Below are 17,923 nucleotides of genomic sequence, written 5' to 3' on the forward strand. Positions count from 1 at the left end.
GATGGACAAAATATGCGCGATTTTCATTTTCCAGGGCGTTCGCCCGTGTTGGCCCAGAACGGTATGTGTGCGACCTCGCATCCTTTGGCGGCGAAGGTTGCGGTTGATATTATGGAGCGCGGCGGAAACGCTATGGATGCGGCCATTGCCGGCGCTGTTTTGCTTGGAATTTGTGAGCCGCAGATGACAGGCATTGGCGGCGATTGTTTTGTTTTGTTTCAGGACAAGGATGGCGGAGCCATTCGCGCATTGAACGGATCGGGCTGTGCGCCTGCGGGCGCTGACCTTGCGGCGCTTAAGGCGCGGGGCGAAACGACTGTTCCGCTCAGAGGGCCTGAGGCTGTGACGATCCCGACCGCGATGGACGGATTTTGCCGCCTGTCGGAGGATTATGGCAAGATCGGAATCGACGCTATTCTGGCCCCGACCATTCGCTATGCCGAGGAGGGTGTGCCTGTGGCAGCGCGGGTGGCGTTTGACTGGCCCGAGGCGGGCAAGGCGCTTCAGGGGCATGGCCTTACGCATTACATGATAGACGGGGCGCCTGGCGAAGTGGGTCAGATGTTTCGCTCGCCGGCGCAGGCCGAGGCGCTGCGGCGCGTGGCGAAAGAGGGGCGTAAGGGCTTTTATGAAGGCGAAGTTGCCGAAGACATGGTGGCGGCGCTCAAGGCGCTTGGCGGCGTGCACGAGCTGAGCGATTTTGCCAATGCAACGAGCTTTTACACCGAGCCTGTGGGGAGTCATTATAAGGGCACCGACCTTTTGGAGCATCCGCCGAACGGGCAGGGCGCGACGGCGAACTTGATCCTCAACATCCTGAGCCATTTTGACATTGCCAGCATGGAGCCGTTTGGCGCGATGCGTGCGCATATTGAAGCGGAGGCGACGAAGCTCGCTTATGACGCGCGCAACCGCTTTATTGCCGACCCTGATGTGTCCAAGCGCGTGGAGCATATGCTGAGTCTGGACACGGCGGCAAAGCTGGCGGCGCTGATTGATCCGAAGTGTGCGATGGCGGCGGCGGGGCCGATCAGTGAGGCGGTGCATAAGGACACTGTTTATATCACTGTTGTCGATAAAGACCGCATGGCTGTGAGCTTTATCTATTCTATTTTCCATGGGTTTGGCTCGGGTATTGCCTCGGAGAAGTTCGGGATTTTGCTGCAAAACCGTGGCGCCGGGTTTACCTTGGAGGAGAGCCATCCGAATGTTTACGGCGCAGGAAAGCGGCCGATGCACACGATCATCCCCGGGATGCTGGCGGAAAACGGCCGTGCGACAATGCCTTTTGGTGTGATGGGCGGGCAGTATCAGCCCTGTGGCCATGCGCGGTTTGTCACCAATATGATCGACTTTGGCATGGATGCGCAGAGCGCGATTGATGCGCCGCGGTGTTTTGCCGACGCGGGCGAGCTTAAGGTCGAGAAGGGATATAGCGAGGCGGTGCGCGCCGAGCTTGCCGAGATGGGCCATAAGGTTGTTGTGCCTGACGGACCGCTGGGCGGGGCGCAGGCCATTCGCATCAGAGACGACGGCGTGCTGGAAGGCGCGTCTGATCCGCGCAAAGACGGCGCGGCGTTGGGGTATTGAGCATGGCCATAACACCTGTGAAAGCGCTCGTGATGAGGGCGAAAGAAGAGATTGAAACGCTCAGCCGCGACGATGTCTGGCGGCTGGCGCAAGCGGGCGAAGCACTTGTGGTGGATATTCGGGATCCGCGCGAACTGGAACGGGAGGGGCGCTTTCCCGGCGCGTTGCACGCGCCACGGGGGATGCTGGAGTTCTGGTTTGACCCTGCGAGCCCCTATCATAAAGAGGCTTTTGCGACGGATAAGAAGATTATTCTGTTTTGTGCGGGGGCGTGGCGCTCGGCTTTGGCGGCGAAGGCTTTGCAGGATATGGGAGCTGAAAATGTGGCTGAGATGGACGGGGGCTTTGGCGCCTGGAAGAAAGACGGACGGCCTGTGGACTAGGGGTTTCGGATTGTGCTCTGCACAACCGAACGAGGCGGGGGACGCTGTCCCCCGCACCCACTGTTAAAGCGGGGGACCAGTCCCCCGCACCCCCTGGGATATTTTTAGAAAGAGGAAGACTGTGCGGGTTGGAATTCCAGCTCAGTTCAGTTGGAACTGGAGCGGGTATTGGCCGTCTTGGAAGGGGCCGAAGAGATCGGGGATGTCGGGGTGATCGACCGGCTCGCCTGAATAGTCTGCGACGAGGTTTTGCTCGGAGACATAGGCGACATAGTAGCTCTGGTCGTTTTCGGCGAGGAGGTGATAGAAGGGCTGCTCCTTTTGGGGGCGGCTGTCTTCGGGGATCGCTTCATACCATTCATCAGTGTTTGCGAATTGTGGGTCGACGTCAAAGACCACCCCCCGGAAGGGGTGTTTCTTGTGGCGGACGACTTGTCCGAGGTGGTATTTGGCGCGTTTGCGTATCATCATAAGATTAGCCCCTATCCGAGCAGCTTAACGCTTTCAATGGGGGGTTGTCCAATTTTCAACGCAGGCAGGCTGGAAACACTCTGTGAGGCGTTGACCAACAGTCGCTTGGTCTTCTGTGCATCGGGCCTGCAGAAAAGCGCTTGTGGCACAGAAATTTGATTTAGATTATTGTGATAATGCACTATGCTTGAAAAAAACATTACGAGCGAGGGGCAGATGAGCAGAATCCTTTGCGCATTTTTGATTGTGGCAACGCTTGCGGCTTGTGGTCGTGGGCCGGGAACGAGCGCGCCGCGGCAGCTCGACAATGCCTGTGCCATTTTGAAAGAGCGACCCACCTATTTGAGAGCGTTCAAGGCGACCGAGCGGAAATGGGGCGTGCCTGTCCATGTCCAGATGGCCATTATCTATCAAGAGAGTAAATTCAAATCGGATGCGCGCACGCCGTTTCAATATAAGCTCGGGGTGATTCCTGTGGGGCGTCAATCGAGCGCCTTTGGCTATTCTCAGGCGCTTGACGGGACGTGGGAAGAATATCAGCGTAAAGAGGGCAAGCGCATGGCGCGGCGCAACAATATTCGCGATGCGAGCGATTTCATGGGCTATTACATGAACATCAGCCGCGAGCGGAACGGGATTGCGCTCAATGATGCGCGCAACCAGTATCTTGCTTATCATGACGGGCACACGGGCTTTGCCCGCGGCACCTATCGCCAGAAAGCATGGCTCATGCGGGTTGCGGGCGAAGTGGGGGAGCGGTCGCAGATGTATCGTGCCCAGCTGTCGGGCTGTCGCCGCTTGCGGTGATCCGTTTTGGGCGGTTCAGCGTCCATTGCGCTTTTCGGTATTGGCGGCAATATCAAACAGGTTGTTGGGCAAGCTGCCGCCTTTGGTGAGCGCGCCGAGCACCATTGTTGTGCTTGAGCCGCTGTCATTGTTGATCACCCATTGGCGCAGCTCCACGGGATTGCTTGTAAACTTCAGCTCTATGTTGCCGTATTCGGGGTGTGCGGGGTCTTGCGCTGTGATCACTGTGGCGGTGCCGTCATAGCTATGGCCTGTGACCATGTTTGCGCTAGAAAGATCGACCGTGCGGGCCAGAATGATCGAGAGGGGCGTTTTCCCCAGAGGGTAGCTCTCGGGACCTTGGTTTGTCTTGGGGTCAAAAATGGCCAAAGTGTTCGCGCTGGCGAGAACCAGTGTCTCTTCGGGCGGGTTATACTCAAAGCGGATCTTGCCGGGGCGTTTGATATAGATTGTGCCTGTGGCGATTGTTCCGTCATCGTTGATTTGGGTGAAGGCGCCCTTGGCCGTTTTCATGGCGTTGAAATATTGCGAAAGAGCGTTGAGCGACAGCTTTTCGGCCTGTGCGGGCGCGGCAAGGGCGAGGACCAGAACCGGCGCGAGAAAGATGTGTTTGAGCTTCATAAGTCTTACCTAGGTGAGCGCGTGCGCGTTTGTACGTCTGATATAGGGGCAGAATACAAAAACACCGACTGTTAAGCGATAACAAAACCGTATGAGCACAGCTCAAGGGCGGCTCTGCGCTCATACGGAGCCACGATTATTGGGGGAAGTGGGCGTTTCGCGGATAACTCTTTGGGAGAAGGTCGCGAAACGCTTTAGCCGGTGTTTCTTTTGTGGTTGGGGCGAAAAGCCGCTTAGTGCTGTTCTGGCACAAGGATTTCGCGCTTGCCGACGTGGTTTGCGCCCGAGATGATGCCTTCATCTTCCATCTGTTCGACGAGCTTGGCGGCCTTGTTATAGCCGATCGAGAGCTTGCGCTGGATGTAGGATGTGGAGCACTTGCGATCTTTGATGACGATGGCGACGGCTGTATCATAAAGCGCATCTTCGCCGTCGGTGTTGCCGCCGAGGCCGAGGACCGCGTCGATATCGCTTGCGTTGTCATCGGGCGGGCCTTGGACAACGCCCGAGACATATTCGGGCGGGCCAAAGGCCTTGAGGTGATTGACGATTTCTTCGACTTCCTCATCGGAGACAAAGGGGCCGTGGCAGCGTGTGATCTTTGCGCCGCCCGCCATGTAGAGCATATCGCCCATGCCGAGGAGTTGCTCGGCGCCCATTTCGCCAAGGATGGTGCGGCTGTCGATTTTGCTCGTCACTTGGAAGCTGATCCGTGTCGGGAAGTTGGCTTTGATTGTGCCTGTGATGACGTCAACAGAGGGGCGCTGTGTTGCCATGATGATGTGAATGCCTGAGGCACGCGCCATTTGGGCAAGGCGCTGGATACAGGCTTCGATCTCTTTGCCTGCGACCATCATGAGGTCGGCCATTTCGTCGACGATCACGACGATATAGGGCATTTTCTCTGGCGTCATTTCTTCTGTTTCAAACACTGGCTCGCCTGTGTCGTCGTCAAAGCCCGTCTGGACGGTGCGCGAGAACATCTCGCCTTTGGCCAGCGCATCGGCGACGCGGGAGTTGTAGCCATCAATATTGCGCACGCCCATTTTGGACATTTTGCGATAGCGCTCTTCCATTTCGCCGACCGTCCACTTGAGGGCAACAACGGCCTTCTTCGGATCGGTCACAACGGGGGAGAGCAGATGCGGGATGCCGTCATAGACGGAGAGTTCGAGCATCTTGGGGTCGATCATGATCATGCGGCACTCTTCAGGCGTGAGCTTGTAGAGAAGCGAGAGGATCATCGTATTGATCGCAACAGATTTGCCTGAGCCAGTTGTCCCTGCGATGAGCAGGTGGGGCATTTTGGCGAGGTTCGCGACAATGGGGTCGCCGCCGATGTCTTTGCCAAGCGCGAGGGGCAGTTTGTGGTTTCCGTCGCCGTATTCACGCCCCGAAAGGATCTCGCGGAAGCCGACCATCTCGCGGTTGTCATTGGGAAGCTCGATCCCGATCACCGAGCGGCCGGGGACTGTGGAGACACGCGCGGAGAGCGCGGCCATCGAGCGGGCGATATCATCGGCGAGGCCGATCACGCGGGAGGCCTTGAGGCCTGGCGCGGGCTCTAGCTCATACATTGTGACAACAGGGCCAGGACGGACCGAGACGATCTCGCCTTTGACGCCGTAGTCATCAAGCACGCTTTCGAGCATACGGGCATTGGCCTCCAGGGCCTCATCAGACAGATGGAAGCGTTCGATCTTGATCGGATCGGCGAGAAGCGACAGCGGAGGAAGTTCGTAGGCTGTGCGCTTGTCTTCGAATTTGAAGGTCGGCTGGGCCTCGGCCTTGGCGCGGGTGCTGGGCTGAACCGGCTTTTTGACAGCGTGCTGAACAACTTTTTTGTGCTCGGGTGTCGGGATATTGAAAGCCCTTGGTGCGGCGGCTTCATCAATTGCGAAGCTGTCATCAATAATCTCTTCGTCGTCAAGATCATAGGGTTCGGCCCTGTCAAAACTCTGCTGTTCTGGCGTGAAGGCCGCTGTGAGCCTTGGCTCTTCTGGCAGGGGCTGTGTGACCGGACCAGAGATGGGCGGTTCGGTGCGCAGGTTTGGTGTGCTTGTGTCGAGCACAAGCGGGATCGGGCCGTGACCGCGGCCTTTGGTGAGGGGGGCTGCGACCGCAGACTGGATCGACGGGCTATGGCGCACGCGTGATTTGATCACATCGGCGATCTTGGCTTTGATGCGGTCGTCTGAAGGGGCGGGTGGCTCGCCATCGGCAAATTGGGGCGCGGTGTGAACCAGCTCTGGCTCGGGCATTGGCTCGGCGCGGCGGATGAGATTGGGCATCAGCGCGCGCAAACCAGTTTTTTCCGTCGGGGCTGTGAGCGGAGGTTCATCGGAATGGCTGTGGGGCAGGGGGGCACGCGGCGAGACTTCAAGTGTTTGGGCGTCTTGCAGGGCCGTCCATTCGGCGGCTTCTGCGCGGGCAATGGCGCGCTGTTCGCGGCGGGCGCGATTGCGGTCTTGCAGAGTTTGGGCTGCTGTCATGGCGCCAGTTGCTGTCTTGCCCAAGAGCTTCATGGCTGTGGCATAGGCAAGGATTGTTCCGATCAGGAGGAAGCGGCCGATATAGCGCAGCTCGGCGCGGGTGAAGCCGAGGATAAAGGCGCCCAGTGCGATCATGCCTGCGCCAAGGAGCAGAGAGAGAACCTTGAGGCCAAAGCTTGCGCTGACAGGTAGAATGCCGAGAAGGCTGCCAAGCACAGTGTCGCCAAAGAGGCCGCCGAGGCCGAAAGAATGGGTCCATGTTTCGCTTGGGACAAGGGCTGAGGCGTAAACGGACAAGAGCGCCAGCCAGATGGGCGCAAAAATGAGGCGGCCAACGGCGCGATCGGCACCGAAATGCGCCACGAGGCGCGTGCCCCATGCCAGCAGGGCGGCGGCTATGCCCAAGCTGCCCCAGCCGATGATCATAAAGAGGGGGGCGGCAATGGTTGCACCGAAGCTTCCCATCCAGTTTTGCACGGGTGCGTCCGTCGCAGAGAGCCAAGACGGATCGCTGGGCGTGTAGGAAAAGATCATGGCGGCAGCGGCCAAAGCCGCAACCACCAGAGCAAGTCCTGCAAGCTCTTTGCCGCGTTTTTCGATGGCTTCTGCCATGTTGCTATCGAGAAGCGGATCGCGCCCGCGTGTCTGGTATGCCATTTTCCCTCGTCCTCAGCTTTGTAAGCAGCTTTTGAGGCGGCGAAGCCCCTGCTGCATTTCTTCTTTTGGGGCCACCATGGCGACCCTGATGTAATTCTTGCCCGGATTGCGGCCCTCGGCGTCGCGGCTCAGGTAGGCTCCGGGGAGCACGCGCACGCCTGTTTCGCGCCAGAGCTTGAGCGCGGCTGTTTCGCCGTCTTCGACGGGCAGCCAAAGGAAAAACCCGCCTTCGGGGCCTTTGTAACCAGCGAAATCGGCCATGACCTTATCGGCAATGCTGTATTTTTCCTGATAGAGCCTGCGGTTTTCCACAACGTGCTCTTCATCGGCCCAGACGCGCGCGGCAACGGCCTGAAGCGGCGTGGGCAAGGGCGCGCCAGCGTAGTTGCGCAACTGTTTGAGGCGGGTGATTGTCTCGGGACCGCCAGCCACAAAGCCCGAGCGCAAGCCCGGCAAGTTGGAGCGCTTGGAGAGCGAATGAAAGATCACCACACGCTCGGGATGTGCGCCGATCTCGGCGGCGACCTGAAGCGCGCTGGGCGGGGGATCATTGCGGTAAATCTCGGAGTAGCATTCATCTGCGAAGATCTGGAAATCAAACTGCTCGGCGAGAGCGATCAGCTCGCGCAGGTAAGCGCGATTGGCAATGGCGCCCTGGGGGTTGGAGGGCGAGCAAATAAAGGCGGCGGCTGTTTTCTTGAGAATATCGGTGGGCAGGCCAGAGAAGTCGGGCAGAAAGCCTGTGCCTTCTGTGGCGTTGGCAAAGATTGGCCGTGCGCCGACAGAGGCCGCGCCAACGGCATAGACCTGATAAAACGGGTTTGGCATCAGGATATTGGGCGTGTCGCCCTGCACCTTCTCGGGCACGAGCGCCATGCAGGCGTTGTAGAGGCCTTCGCGGGTTCCGTTGAGCGCGAGGATTTGCGTATCGGCGGCGGCTACGACGGAAAAGCGGCTCTCGAGCCAGCCGGATATGGCTGTGAGCAGCGCTTCGCTGCCGTCATTGGGGGGGTATTTGTTGAAGCCCTCGATATGGGCTGCCAGCTCTTCGCCGACCCAAGCGGGGAAGGGGTGCTTTGGCTCGCCAATGGTCATGTGCACGGTTTCGCCGCCTGCGGGATGGTGATCCAACAGGGCGCGAAGGCGCGGAAACGCATAGGCCGGAAGGTTCGAAAACCGCTCGGGAAACATATCAATTCTGCCTCAAAGTCGGGGTCATTGGCGCCCCGTTTGAAACCAAATTACTCAAGCAAGCCCGCTTCGTCCAGAAAAACTGTGTGGATTCAGGCAGTTTGTGGCATTTATAGCGCCTCGCCTGAGATTAAAGTGCCTTGTCTGCGATCGCTTTTTCGGCGGCGGCCGCGACGCGCAGGAGCTTTTCTTCGCCAAAAGCTGCGCCCATCAGGAGAATTCCGCAGCTTGGCGTGCCTGTGGGAAGGGTTATGGCGGGGAGGCCGAGGAGGTTTCCGATGCGCGTATTGCGCAAGCTGAGCAGGTTTTCTGTGATGTAATAGTCGCTATCTGTCATCAGGCGCTCTGCATTGGGCGGCAGGATCGGCGCACTGGGCAGGAGAACGGCGTCATAACCTGCCGCACGCGCGGCCCATGTGGCGCGGGCGCGCTCGATGGTTTGCCATGCGGCGACATAATCGGCGGCGGCGTGGCCTGCGCCAGAGCGGAAGCGCGCAAGAATTTCGGGGAACATCTTGTCTGGCGCGGCCTCGATCACCTCTTTCCAAGTGCCGTAGGCTTCGGATGTGAAGAGAACTGGCGAGAGCGGCATGACATCGGCGACTTCTGGGGCCTTGATGTGTTCGATGGTTGCGCCTGCGGCTTTGAGGCGCGCAACCGCGCTGTCAAAGGCGGCTTTGGGCGCGTCGCGGACATCATCAGGGGCGATTGTGTCAAGGATCGCAAGGCGCAGGCCTTTTGGAGAAACGCCATGTAGATCAGCCGCTTGGCCGCCTTCGAGCGCGGCGAGCATGAGGGCGGCGTCTTCCACTGAGCGGCAGAGGGGGCCGACTGTATCGAACTTTTCGCAAAGCGGCACAACGCCTGTGAGGGGGATGCGGGTGGCCGTTGTTTTGAGGCCGACAAGGTCGTTCCATGCGGCAGGGATACGCACGCTTCCGCCCGTGTCGGAGCCGATACCGCAAGGGGCCAGATCAAAGGCGACAGAGGCCGCAGCGCCCGAGGAGGAGCCGCCCGCAACGGCGGCGTGATCGTTTACGCAGGGGGGTGTTTCTGTCACGGGGTTGAGGCCAAGACCAGAGAAGGCCAGCTCGCTCATATGGGTTTTGCCAAGGCAGACGAGGCCTGCTTTGGTGGCGTTTTGCAAGGCCCATGCGTCGCGGTCCGGGACACGGTCTTTGAGGAGGGCAGAGCCTGCTTCTGTGGCGGTGCCTGCTGTGTCGAAAAGGTCTTTCCAGCTGATCGGGACGCCATCAAGCAAGCCACGGCGCAGGCCTGCTTTTGCGCGCTCGGAGGCGGCCTTTGCTTCGGCGCGGGCGCGCTCTTTTGTGAGGCGGGCATAGATGCGTGTGCCGAAGGGGTGGGCCGCGATGGCGGAGAGATATTTTTCTGTAAGATCAATGGGATCAATTTCGCCTGCGGCGATACCACGGCCCAGATCGGCCATGCTCATTTTGAGCCAGTCTTGCATTTTATATCCCTTTTCGCTGCGTTCAAAACCACGGTAGCGGCGTTCTGTTGCATGGACAATCCCGCAGGCTCAGGCATAGTGCAAGACATGACATATGACAGTGATATCGCAATCGTAGGGGGCGGGCTGAACGGCCCCGTTTTGGCGCTGGCTTTGGCGGCGCGGGGGCGGCGTGTGAGCCTGATTGATGCGCAGCCTGAAGAGGTGCGTGCGAACGCGGCGTTTGACGGGCGAGCCTATGCTTTGGCCTTTGCCTCGATCCGGCTTTTGAAGCGTTTGGGCCTTTGGAACAAGCTCTCCGAGCACGCCCAGCCGATGAACGAGATCAAGGCGAGCGATGGCCGCGCAGGGCAGGGACCAGCGCCGTTTTTTCTGCACTTTGAGCAAGGCGAGCTGGAAGAAGGCCCCATGGGCCATATGCTGGAAGACCGCTACCTGCGACGCGCTTTGCTCGAGGCTGTGGCGGCGCATGAAGGGATCAAAACCATTGAGGGAAAAGTCGTTTCCCAAGAGGTGAACGACAGCGGCGCTTGGCTGACTTTGGCCTCTGGCGATGTGCACTCCACACGGCTTGTTGTGGGGGCGGATGGGCGCGCTTCGGGGACGGCGGAGAGGGCCAGAATCAGGCGGACGGGGTGGGAGTATGGCCAGACGGCTCTTGTCTGTGCGATTTGCCACGAAAAACCGCATAATGGCATTGCTCAACAATTTTTTATGCCCGAGGGGCCGCTCGCTATTTTGCCGCTTCCGGGGAACCGCAGTTCTATTGTCTGGTCAGAGCGCACAGAGCGGGCGAATGGCATCAATAATCTGAGCGATGCAGACTATCTTGAAGTGCTGCGGCCACGGTTTGGGGACTTCCTTGGAGAGATCAAACTGGACGGCAAGCGCTATGCCTATCCGCTCAAGCTGACCATCGCGAATTCCTTTATAAGTCAAAGGCTTGCGCTTGTTGGAGATGCGGCGCACGGGATGCATCCGATTGCGGGGCAGGGGCTGAATGCGGGGCTGCGCGACGTGGCGGCGCTGGCGCATGTGATCGAGCACGCAGAAGCGCGTGGCGAGGACTTTTCAAGCCAGCTTGTGCTGGAGCGCTACCAAAGTTGGCGGCGGTTTGATACGGCCACTTTGGCGGCCAGCACGGACCTGACCAACAAGTTGTTTTCAAACGATAATCCGCTCCTCAGACTGGGGCGGGACCTCGGCATGGGGCTGATCAATGCGCTGCCCGGTGTGAAGCGCGGATTGATGCGCGAAGCGGCGGGTTTGAACGGCGATTTGCCCGACCTCATGAAAACGTGAACTCCAAAGGTTAACGCGTTTTGGCCGCTCTGATTCTAGGGGGGTGATAAGCGTGCACAAAGCGTGCACCACCCGTGCACCCCCTGAACAGGATTTTGCAGCGGCGCGCAGGTGTAAAGGCTGCGCGCGGTGTGTTTGGGAGATGTTGAGGAGTGGTGAGCGCGGAATCAAGGCCGAAGGCCGCCGCGCATCGCATGACCGTCCCGCGGTCTGGCGATTTGGTAGGTTTGGTGCATTGCAGAGATCATGGAAGTGCTTGGCTGGCATAAAGCGCCATGTCAGACGCGTTGGATCGCCAGCCCACGGTCAGGCGGTGCGCGGCTTGCAAACTTACTCTTCGAGCTTGCGGGCCTCGTCAAACAGCATCACGGGGATGCCGTCGCGGATCGGGTAGGCGAGGTTTGCGGAGGGGCTGATCAGCTCTTGGGCCTCGGCGTCATATTCGAGCCGCCCTTGAGAGACGGGGCAGACGAGGGCTTCGAGCATATGGCGGTCGAATTCGGGTGTTTCGGTCATTGGAGAATATCCTCGCCATCGCCGCTGCTGTGCAGGGCGAATTCGATCAGGGTCACGAGGGTTTCGCGACGGGTGGAGAGAGAGGGCGCCTCTAAGAGCGCCTGTTTGTCTTCGGGAGAGAAATCAAGCAGCATGGAGAGCGAATTGACGAGAAGCTCGTCTTCGGCGTCTTGCAGGGTATCCCAGTCGGTATTGAGGCCCTTGGCGGAAAAGAACCGCTCGAGCAGCGCAAGGAATTTGGCGCGGTCAAAGGCGGGGTCACGCTCCTCTGGGCCCATGTCTTTTTCAAAGCCGTCCCAGCTTATTTCGGCGCGGCGGTAGGGCGAGAACCCTTCGACCTGCGCCGCGATGCGGTAGCGCGAGATGCCTGTCAGGGTGATCATGTAGCGGCCATCATCGGTCTCGTTGAACTGGGTGATGCGGCCCGCGCAGCCGATTGTCATCAGCGCATCATCGGCGCTGTGGGGGCCTGTGTCTGGCTGGATCATCCCGATCAGACGCTCAGGGGTTTTGAGCGCGTCATCAAGCAGGGTGAGGTAGCGCGGCTCAAAGATATGCAGCGGCATATTGGAGCGCGGTAGAAGCAGCGCGCCCGGCAGTGGGAAAACGGGAATGACGCTGGGCATATCTTTGAATTTGCGCATGGTTTGCCTCAGATCAGGATCATGGAGCCGAGTTTGCGGCGCCCTGCCAGCGCGATCGGGTCTTGCGGGGGGAGGGCGTCAAACAGGGTGAAGAGTTGGGCTTTGGCGGCGCCATTGTTCCACTCGCGGTCGCGGCGGAAGAGCTCTAGCAGCTGATCGACGGCCTCGGCCACATCGCCAGCGCCTTGAAGCGCGTTGGCATAGTCAAAGCGGGCTTGGTGATCGTCGGGGTTGGCCTCGGAGGCGGCCTGAAGCTCGGCGACGGGGCCGGCATTGGCGGCTTGTTTGGCAAGCTCGAGCTGGGCGTGGGCGGCTTCAAGTTCGGGGGCGGCGCTGATTTCGGCGGGTGCGCCATTGAGGGTTGCTTCTGCGCCTGAGAGATCGCCTTGGGCGATATAGGCGCGCACGAGGCCGCCATAGGCTGCGGCGTGATTAGGCTCTTCTTCAAGGATCGCGGCGAAGGTCTGTGCGGCGTCGGCGATTGCGCCCTCAGCGAGCATATCTTCGGCAGCGGCGACGGCCTCATCAAGCCCGCCCGAAGCATCACCGCCTGCGGCGTCGACGACTTTTTTGACGAAAGCGTCAAGCTCGGACTGGGGCACAGCGCCTTGGAACATATCGACAGGGCGGCCTTGGTAGAAGCCGACAACTGTCGGGATCGACTGGATCGGGAGGCCCTGCTGGGCCAGCATCTGGGCGAGGCGCTGCTCTTGGTCGACATCAACCTTGGCCATTTTGACTGCGCCTTTGGCGCGGGTCACGGTTGCCTCGAGCATCGGCCCAAGCGTTTTGCAGGGGCCGCACCAGGGCGCCCAAAAGTCGACGATCACCGGGGTTTCCATCGAGGCTTCAACGACGTCTTTCATGAAGGTGGCTTCAGTGACGTCAAAAATCAGGTCGTTGGCGGCGGCGGGCTGGGAGAGATTGAGGTCCATCGGGGACTCCTTTGGAATATGGGTTGCCCTTTATGTGAGGGATCAGCGCCGCCCTTGCAAGGGGCGGGGGCGGTTAGATGTCAAAGGTGGCAAAGACTGGCGCGTGATCGGACGGCTGGGTCCAGCCGCGGGCCGCGCGCAGCACGCGGGAGGAGTGGGCGGCGTTTGAGATGTCGGGGGTGGCCCAGACATGATCAAGGCGGCGGCCTTTGTCGGCCTCGTCCCAGTCCTTGGCGCGGTAGGACCACCAGCTGTAGAGGTTGCCTTCGGGGATGTCCTGACGGGTGATGTCGACCCATTTGCCTGCGTCTTGCGTCTGTGCCAGCGCTTCGACTTCGACGGGGGTGTGGGAGACGACTTTGAGGAGTTTTTTGTGATCCCAGACGTCATCTTCGCGGGGGGCGATGTTGAGATCGCCGACGAGGATCGACTTTTGAGGCGCGTTGGCGTGGAAGGCGTCGCGCATCTCGCTGAGGTAGTCGAGCTTCTGGCCGAACTTCTCGTTGACTTCGCGGTCGGCGACATCGCCGCCAGCGGGGACATAGAAGTTGTGCACCGTGACGCCGTTCTCAAGCTTGCCCGCAATGTGGCGGGCGTGGCCGAGGCTTGCGTAATCTTCCGCGCCCGCTTCTACCATGGGGATTTTGGAGAGGATCGCGACGCCGTTGTAGCCCTTCTGGCCGCGTGCGACCATGTGGGTATAGCCGAGCGCTTGGAAGCCCTCGAGGGGGATTTTCTCGACAGGGCTTTTGCACTCTTGCAGGCAGAGCACATCGGGGGCCTCCTCAGAGAGCAGCTTGAGCACCAGAGGCTCGCGCAAGCGGACAGAGTTGATGTTCCAAGTGGCGAGAGTGAATGACATGGGGCGCTCCTGTGTTGCGGTTTGACCATGCCCTTTTGCGCGAATTGAATGCAAGGGGGCGGTGCCTGTTTGCGGCGTGATCTGTCGGAATTTCTGGTGACGGCGGGGGCGTTCCAGCCCATGATCGGCAAAAAGGGAGCCTGCCATGAAGATCAGAGAGATCCGTGTGACGCCAATGCGACTTGGCTTGGTCAGGCCTTATGTCTGGTCACAAGGGGTCGAGGCGGCCTTTATCGTCAACCTCATCGAGATGGAGGCCGAGGACGGCACCATCGGATATGGCGAGACGACGACTGCGCCTGATGCGGAGGCGCAGCGGCTGGTTTTGCTCAAGCTGGCGCGGCATTTTATGGGGCGCAGTGTGTTTGAGCAGGCGGCGGCTTGGGAGGAAGCCTATCGCGCCAATTTCCTGACCTTCGGGGGGAATATGCCGCGCTATGGCAACCAGCTCAGATCGGGGCTGGAAATGGCGGCGCTCGATTTGCAGGGCAAGCTTCTGGGCCTGCCTGTCTGGACGCTGCTTGGCGGCGCGGCGCGCCAATCTGTCGGATATTTCTACTTTTTGCAGGGCAGCAGCACCGAGGAGCTGGTGGCCGACGCTGTGAAGGGGAGCGCTGAGGGGCAGCCTATCCTCTATCTCAAGGTGGGGATTTCGCCTGACTATGATCTGGCGAATGTGCGGGCCATTCGGGCGGCTGTGGGGCCTGATGTGCGGCTGCGGCTGGATGCGAACGAGGCTTGGGAGCCTGCGCTTGCGCTGAGAATGATCAAGGCGCTTGAGCCTTACGGGATAGAATATATCGAGCAGCCGACCAGCAGTTTGAGCCTTGCGCCGCTGGCGCATATGACGCGGCGCTCGCCTGTGGCGATGGGCGCGGATCAGGCTGTGTTCACGCTTCAGGAGGTTTATACCGCTTGTGCCACGGGGGCTGCGGATATGATCGCTGTGGGGCCGCGCGAAATCGGCGGTTTGCGGGCCATGATGAAGGCGGCGGCGATCTGCGAGGCCGCGGGCGTGACGCTGTGCATTCATTCGAGCATGACCACGGGGATCACCACCTGTGCCGAGCATCATGTGGGCCGCGCGATTGCCAAGCTGGATGATGGCAACCAGATCATGTGGCAGCTTCTGGAAGAGAATATTATCGCCAGCCCGAGCCTTGCGCCGCAAAAGGGGCTTTTGGCGCTTGAGGGCAAACCGGGGCTTGGCTTTGAGCTGGATCATGACGCTGTGGCGCGGGCGGCGGCGGCGCATGAGGCGTTTGCAGCGCGTTAGAGATTTCGGATTTCGCTTCGCGAAAATCCGATCCGTTGGGGGCGCTGCCCCCAAACCCCCGGGATATTTGCGGAAAGAGGAATCAGGGGTGAATCTTTAGGCAAGAGGTTGTTTTGGATAAAAAAAGGGCCGAGCGCGAGGCTCGGCCTAAGTCCAACAGGGAGGTGCATATGATAGACCGCATATGCGACGGTATACTGACCTTCTAATGGCAACTTTGAGATGCATCTTTGATGCAGATCAAGTCGTATTATTTTCAGGCAATGAGGCGATAGCCGCCTGATTCTGTGACCAGAAGCCTTACATTTGAGGGGTCTGGCTCTATTTTCTGACGCAGGCGGTAGATATGGGTTTCTAACGTATGGGTTGTGACGCCCGCGTTGTAGCCCCAGACCTCGTGCAGCAAAACATCGCGCGCGACGACGCCGTCGGGGGAGCGATAGAGGAACTTCAAGATATTCGTCTCTTTCTCGGTCAGGCGGATTTTCTTATCGTCTTCTGTGATCAGCATCTTCATTGCGGGTTTGAACGTATAGGGCCCAAGCGTGAAGATCGCGTCTTCGCTTTGTTCGTGCTGGCGCAGCTGGGCGCGGATACGGGCGAGCAGGACCGGAAACTTGAACGGCTTGGTGACGTAGTCATTGGCGCCTGCGTCGAGACCGAGGATTGTGTCAGAGTCGCTGTCGTGGCCTGTGAGCATGAGCACAGGCGCTTTGACGCCCTGTTTGCGCATCAGGCGGCAGAGCTCGCGGCCATCGGTATCGGGCAGGCCGACATCAAGGATGACCAAATCATAGAGGCTTTCTTTTGTTTTTTGCATGGCGGTTGCGCCGCTGTCGGCTTCGAAAACATCAAAGTCTTCTGTCATGACAAGCTGTTCACTCAGCGCTTCGCGCAGGTCATCATCGTCATCGACGAGCAGAATTTTTCTGAGTTGTGCCATGCGGGCCTCCTATCGGGTTGTGCCTCTTAGAAATAGAGTGGATCATAGGTGTGACAAGTTTTGTAGCAAGGTTTCACGCGCTCGTGTAGCAGGGGCTACTTTTGTTTCAATTCTGTAGGTATTTCGACTGAGGAACAGCCATGAATTTGGGCCCTGACATTAACGAGACTTTGGCGCGGGCGCGGGCGGACCTGCGCATTGGTGTGCCTGTTGTGCTTGTCAGCGCGCAGGGCGCGGCGCTTGTTCTGGCGGCAGAGACGGCGGATAGCGCGCGCCTTGCGGGGCTGAAGCAGGCGGGGCTTGCACCTGTTCTGGCGATTACGGCGCGGCGGGCCGAGACCTTGAAGGCGCGCAGCTATGACGGGGATGTGGCGCGGATTGTGCTGCCTGAGGAGGCGGATTTGCGCTGGGTCTTGTCTGTGGCGGAGCCGAAGGACGACCTTGCAAACCCTATGAAGGGGCCGCTTCAGAGCGCGCGTGAGGGCGGGGCGCAGCTACACCGGCTTGCACTGGCGCTCTGTAAGGCGGCGCGGCTATTGCCTGCGGCTTTGGTGGCGGATCTGGCCTGCGACGCAGCCGGGGCCGAGGCTTTTGCGGCGGCCGAGCGGCTGACGGTTGTGGATGCGGATGCGGCTCGCGCGGCTATGGATGCGAGCGTGGTCTTGCAGGACATCGTGGCGGCGCGGGTGCCGATCGAGGTTGCTGAAAATACGCGGCTTCATGTGTTTCGGCCCGAGGATGGCAGCGAAGAGCATTATGCCGTTGAAATCGGGCGGCCAGACAGGGCGTTGCCTGTTTTGACACGGCTGCATTCGGCCTGTTTTACGGGCGATCTGATTGGCTCGCTCAAGTGCGACTGTGGCCCGCAGCTGCGCGGGGCTTTGGCGCAGATGGGCGCTGAGGGCCAAGGCATTTTGCTTTACCTCAATCAAGAGGGGCGCGGGATTGGCCTTGCCAACAAGATGCGCGCCTATAGCTTGCAGGACCAAGGCTTTGATACGGTCGAGGCCAACCACCGTCTTGGTTTTGAAGACGACGAGCGCGACTTTCGGGTGGGCAGTGCTATTTTGAAAGAGCTTGGCTTTGCGGCGATCAGGCTGATGACGAACAACCCTGCCAAGATCGCCATGATGGAAAAGACCGGTGTGAAAGTGGTTGAGCGGGTGCCGCTTGTTGTGGGCGGGAATGCGCATAACCACGGCTACCTTAAAGTGAAGGCGGCCAAATCGGGGCATTTGCTGTGAGCGTGGCTGATCTTGTGCTGACGCCGATGGGGCTGCGCTTTTTGGGGCGCAGGTTTGCTTGTGTGATTGGGAAGGGCGGGATTTCTGCGGCCAAGTGCGAGGGCGACGGGGCGACGCCCGCGGGGGTGCACCGGCTTGTCGGGATGCTGTATCGGCCTGACCGGCTTTTGAAACCGCGGGCCTGGGCCGAGCCGATCGGGCCGCGCGACCTTTGGTCGGACGAGAGCGGGGATGTGGCCTATAACCTGCCTGTTCGCGCGCCCTACGCGGGCAGCCACGAGCGGCTCAGGCGGGCCGACCCGCTCTATGACCTTGTGATTGTGACGGATTGGAACTGGCCCGTTGCAGAGGCTGGCAAAGGCTCGGCTATCTTTTTGCACCAGTGGCGGCGCGGTGGCTATCCGACTGAGGGCTGTGTGGCCTTTGCGCGGGACGATTTGCACTGGATTGCGGCGCGCATTGAGCTTGGAACGCGGCTGATTGTGCGGTGAGGGAGTGCGGCTTGACTGCGTCAAGCC

Annotated in this window: 17 protein-coding genes; 7 read left to right on the forward strand and 10 right to left on the reverse strand. The window is 59.8% G+C overall.

All coding sequences use genetic code 11. The annotated features are described in order from the left end of the window. Positions 1-12: 12 nt before the first annotated feature. Together ACTF58_RS11030 and ACTF58_RS11035 are read left to right on the forward strand one after the other, a co-directional pair. Positions 13-1,590: a gamma-glutamyltransferase family protein gene (locus ACTF58_RS11030; RefSeq protein ID WP_438992031.1), complete on the forward strand. Its 1,578-nt coding sequence runs from the start codon at positions 13-15 to the stop codon at positions 1,588-1,590. Positions 1,591-1,622: 32 nt separating this feature from the next. Then, positions 1,623-1,973, forward strand: a complete 351-nt coding sequence (locus ACTF58_RS11035) for a rhodanese-like domain-containing protein (protein ID WP_438992032.1) — start codon at positions 1,623-1,625, stop codon at positions 1,971-1,973. Between the two features lie 141 nt (positions 1,974-2,114). On the opposite strand, the gene hspQ is transcribed toward ACTF58_RS11035, so the two are convergent. Further along, a complete protein-coding gene (hspQ, locus tag ACTF58_RS11040; RefSeq protein ID WP_298805207.1) occupies positions 2,115-2,441 on the reverse strand; it encodes a heat shock protein HspQ in 327 nt (108 codons plus the stop codon). Positions 2,442-2,660: 219 nt separating this feature from the next. Here hspQ and ACTF58_RS11045 point away from each other — a divergent pair, with 219 nt between their 5' ends. Further along, positions 2,661-3,251, forward strand: a complete 591-nt coding sequence (locus tag ACTF58_RS11045; RefSeq protein WP_438992033.1) for a transglycosylase SLT domain-containing protein — start codon at positions 2,661-2,663, stop codon at positions 3,249-3,251. 15 nt (positions 3,252-3,266) lie between these two features. On the opposite strand, the gene ACTF58_RS11050 is transcribed toward ACTF58_RS11045, so the two are convergent. The 4 genes from ACTF58_RS11050 to ACTF58_RS11065 form a co-directional block, all read right to left on the reverse strand. Next, entirely contained in the window at positions 3,267-3,872 is a 606-nt protein-coding gene (locus ACTF58_RS11050) for a LolA family protein (RefSeq protein WP_438992034.1), read from the reverse strand. A gap of 233 nt (positions 3,873-4,105) precedes the next feature. Further along, complete coding sequence (locus ACTF58_RS11055) at positions 4,106-7,021, reverse strand: DNA translocase FtsK (RefSeq protein ID WP_438992035.1); 2,916 nt, start codon at positions 7,019-7,021, stop codon at positions 4,106-4,108. A 12-nt stretch (positions 7,022-7,033) separates the two neighbouring features. Further along, a complete protein-coding gene (locus tag ACTF58_RS11060; RefSeq protein ID WP_438992036.1) occupies positions 7,034-8,212 on the reverse strand; it encodes an aminotransferase class I/II-fold pyridoxal phosphate-dependent enzyme in 1,179 nt (392 codons plus the stop codon). Between the two features lie 130 nt (positions 8,213-8,342). Then, entirely contained in the window at positions 8,343-9,683 is a 1,341-nt protein-coding gene (locus tag ACTF58_RS11065) for an amidase (protein ID WP_438992037.1), read from the reverse strand. 51 nt (positions 9,684-9,734) lie between these two features. Here ACTF58_RS11065 and ACTF58_RS11070 point away from each other — a divergent pair, with 51 nt between their 5' ends. Then, complete coding sequence (locus tag ACTF58_RS11070) at positions 9,735-10,985, forward strand: UbiH/UbiF/VisC/COQ6 family ubiquinone biosynthesis hydroxylase (protein WP_438992038.1); 1,251 nt, start codon at positions 9,735-9,737, stop codon at positions 10,983-10,985. Positions 10,986-11,315: 330 nt separating this feature from the next. On the opposite strand, the gene ACTF58_RS11075 is transcribed toward ACTF58_RS11070, so the two are convergent. The 4 genes from ACTF58_RS11075 to ACTF58_RS11090 form a co-directional block, all read right to left on the reverse strand. Further along, on the reverse strand, positions 11,316-11,501 hold the full coding sequence (locus ACTF58_RS11075) for a Trm112 family protein (protein ID WP_438992039.1): 186 nt from the start codon (positions 11,499-11,501) through the stop codon (positions 11,316-11,318). Continuing rightward, positions 11,498-12,145, reverse strand: coding sequence for an LON peptidase substrate-binding domain-containing protein (locus ACTF58_RS11080; RefSeq protein ID WP_438992040.1), 648 nt, complete (start codon positions 12,143-12,145; stop codon positions 11,498-11,500). Before ACTF58_RS11080 ends, ACTF58_RS11075 begins: the two co-directional genes overlap by 4 nt. Positions 12,146-12,153: 8 nt before the next feature. After that, entirely contained in the window at positions 12,154-13,080 is a 927-nt protein-coding gene (locus tag ACTF58_RS11085) for a tetratricopeptide repeat protein (protein ID WP_438992041.1), read from the reverse strand. 73 nt (positions 13,081-13,153) lie between these two features. Next, positions 13,154-13,942: an exodeoxyribonuclease III gene (locus ACTF58_RS11090; RefSeq protein ID WP_438992042.1), complete on the reverse strand. Its 789-nt coding sequence runs from the start codon at positions 13,940-13,942 to the stop codon at positions 13,154-13,156. Between the two features lie 145 nt (positions 13,943-14,087). On the opposite strand from ACTF58_RS11090, the gene ACTF58_RS11095 reads away from it, so the two are divergent. After that, positions 14,088-15,218 carry a mandelate racemase/muconate lactonizing enzyme family protein gene (locus ACTF58_RS11095; protein WP_438992043.1) on the forward strand — a complete coding sequence of 377 codons (1,131 nt, stop codon included), beginning with the start codon at positions 14,088-14,090 and terminating at the stop codon, positions 15,216-15,218. A 256-nt stretch (positions 15,219-15,474) separates the two neighbouring features. Here the strand turns inward: ACTF58_RS11095 and ACTF58_RS11100 are convergent, their stop codons facing one another. Further along, positions 15,475-16,161, reverse strand: coding sequence for a response regulator transcription factor (locus ACTF58_RS11100; protein WP_438992044.1), 687 nt, complete (start codon positions 16,159-16,161; stop codon positions 15,475-15,477). Between the two features lie 140 nt (positions 16,162-16,301). Here ACTF58_RS11100 and ribA point away from each other — a divergent pair, with 140 nt between their 5' ends. Continuing rightward, entirely contained in the window at positions 16,302-17,405 is a 1,104-nt protein-coding gene (gene ribA / locus ACTF58_RS11105) for a GTP cyclohydrolase II (RefSeq protein WP_438992045.1), read from the forward strand. After that, positions 17,402-17,896 (forward strand): L,D-transpeptidase family protein, encoded by a 495-nt coding sequence (locus ACTF58_RS11110; protein WP_438992046.1) that lies wholly within the window; start codon positions 17,402-17,404, stop codon positions 17,894-17,896. The genes ribA and ACTF58_RS11110 overlap by 4 nt, the downstream gene beginning before the upstream one ends. Positions 17,897-17,923 lie beyond the last annotated feature (27 nt).

Origin of the sequence: Lentibacter sp., from assembly GCF_965657785.1 — a bacterium.
Classification (GTDB): Bacteria; Pseudomonadota; Alphaproteobacteria; order Rhodobacterales; family Rhodobacteraceae; genus Lentibacter.

Excerpts from the sequence above, each read along its gene's own strand:
- ACTF58_RS11030 (WP_438992031.1), top strand. The coding sequence starts at position 13 with ATGCGCGATTTTCATTTTCCAGGGCGTTCGCCCGTGTTGGCCCAGAAC.
- ACTF58_RS11035 (WP_438992032.1), top strand. The coding sequence starts at position 1,623 with ATGAGGGCGAAAGAAGAGATTGAAACGCTCAGCCGCGACGATGTCTGG.
- hspQ (WP_298805207.1), bottom strand. The coding sequence starts at position 2,441 with ATGATACGCAAACGCGCCAAATACCACCTCGGACAAGTCGTCCGCCAC.
- ACTF58_RS11045 (WP_438992033.1), top strand. The coding sequence starts at position 2,661 with ATGAGCAGAATCCTTTGCGCATTTTTGATTGTGGCAACGCTTGCGGCT.
- ACTF58_RS11050 (WP_438992034.1), bottom strand. The coding sequence starts at position 3,872 with ATGAAGCTCAAACACATCTTTCTCGCGCCGGTTCTGGTCCTCGCCCTT.
- ACTF58_RS11055 (WP_438992035.1), bottom strand. The coding sequence starts at position 7,021 with ATGGCATACCAGACACGCGGGCGCGATCCGCTTCTCGATAGCAACATG.
- ACTF58_RS11060 (WP_438992036.1), bottom strand. The coding sequence starts at position 8,212 with ATGTTTCCCGAGCGGTTTTCGAACCTTCCGGCCTATGCGTTTCCGCGC.
- ACTF58_RS11065 (WP_438992037.1), bottom strand. The coding sequence starts at position 9,683 with ATGCAAGACTGGCTCAAAATGAGCATGGCCGATCTGGGCCGTGGTATC.
- ACTF58_RS11070 (WP_438992038.1), top strand. The coding sequence starts at position 9,735 with ATGGACAATCCCGCAGGCTCAGGCATAGTGCAAGACATGACATATGAC.
- ACTF58_RS11075 (WP_438992039.1), bottom strand. The coding sequence starts at position 11,501 with ATGACCGAAACACCCGAATTCGACCGCCATATGCTCGAAGCCCTCGTC.
- ACTF58_RS11080 (WP_438992040.1), bottom strand. The coding sequence starts at position 12,145 with ATGCGCAAATTCAAAGATATGCCCAGCGTCATTCCCGTTTTCCCACTG.
- ACTF58_RS11085 (WP_438992041.1), bottom strand. The coding sequence starts at position 13,080 with ATGGACCTCAATCTCTCCCAGCCCGCCGCCGCCAACGACCTGATTTTT.
- ACTF58_RS11090 (WP_438992042.1), bottom strand. The coding sequence starts at position 13,942 with ATGTCATTCACTCTCGCCACTTGGAACATCAACTCTGTCCGCTTGCGC.
- ACTF58_RS11095 (WP_438992043.1), top strand. The coding sequence starts at position 14,088 with ATGAAGATCAGAGAGATCCGTGTGACGCCAATGCGACTTGGCTTGGTC.
- ACTF58_RS11100 (WP_438992044.1), bottom strand. The coding sequence starts at position 16,161 with ATGGCACAACTCAGAAAAATTCTGCTCGTCGATGACGATGATGACCTG.
- ribA (WP_438992045.1), top strand. The coding sequence starts at position 16,302 with ATGAATTTGGGCCCTGACATTAACGAGACTTTGGCGCGGGCGCGGGCG.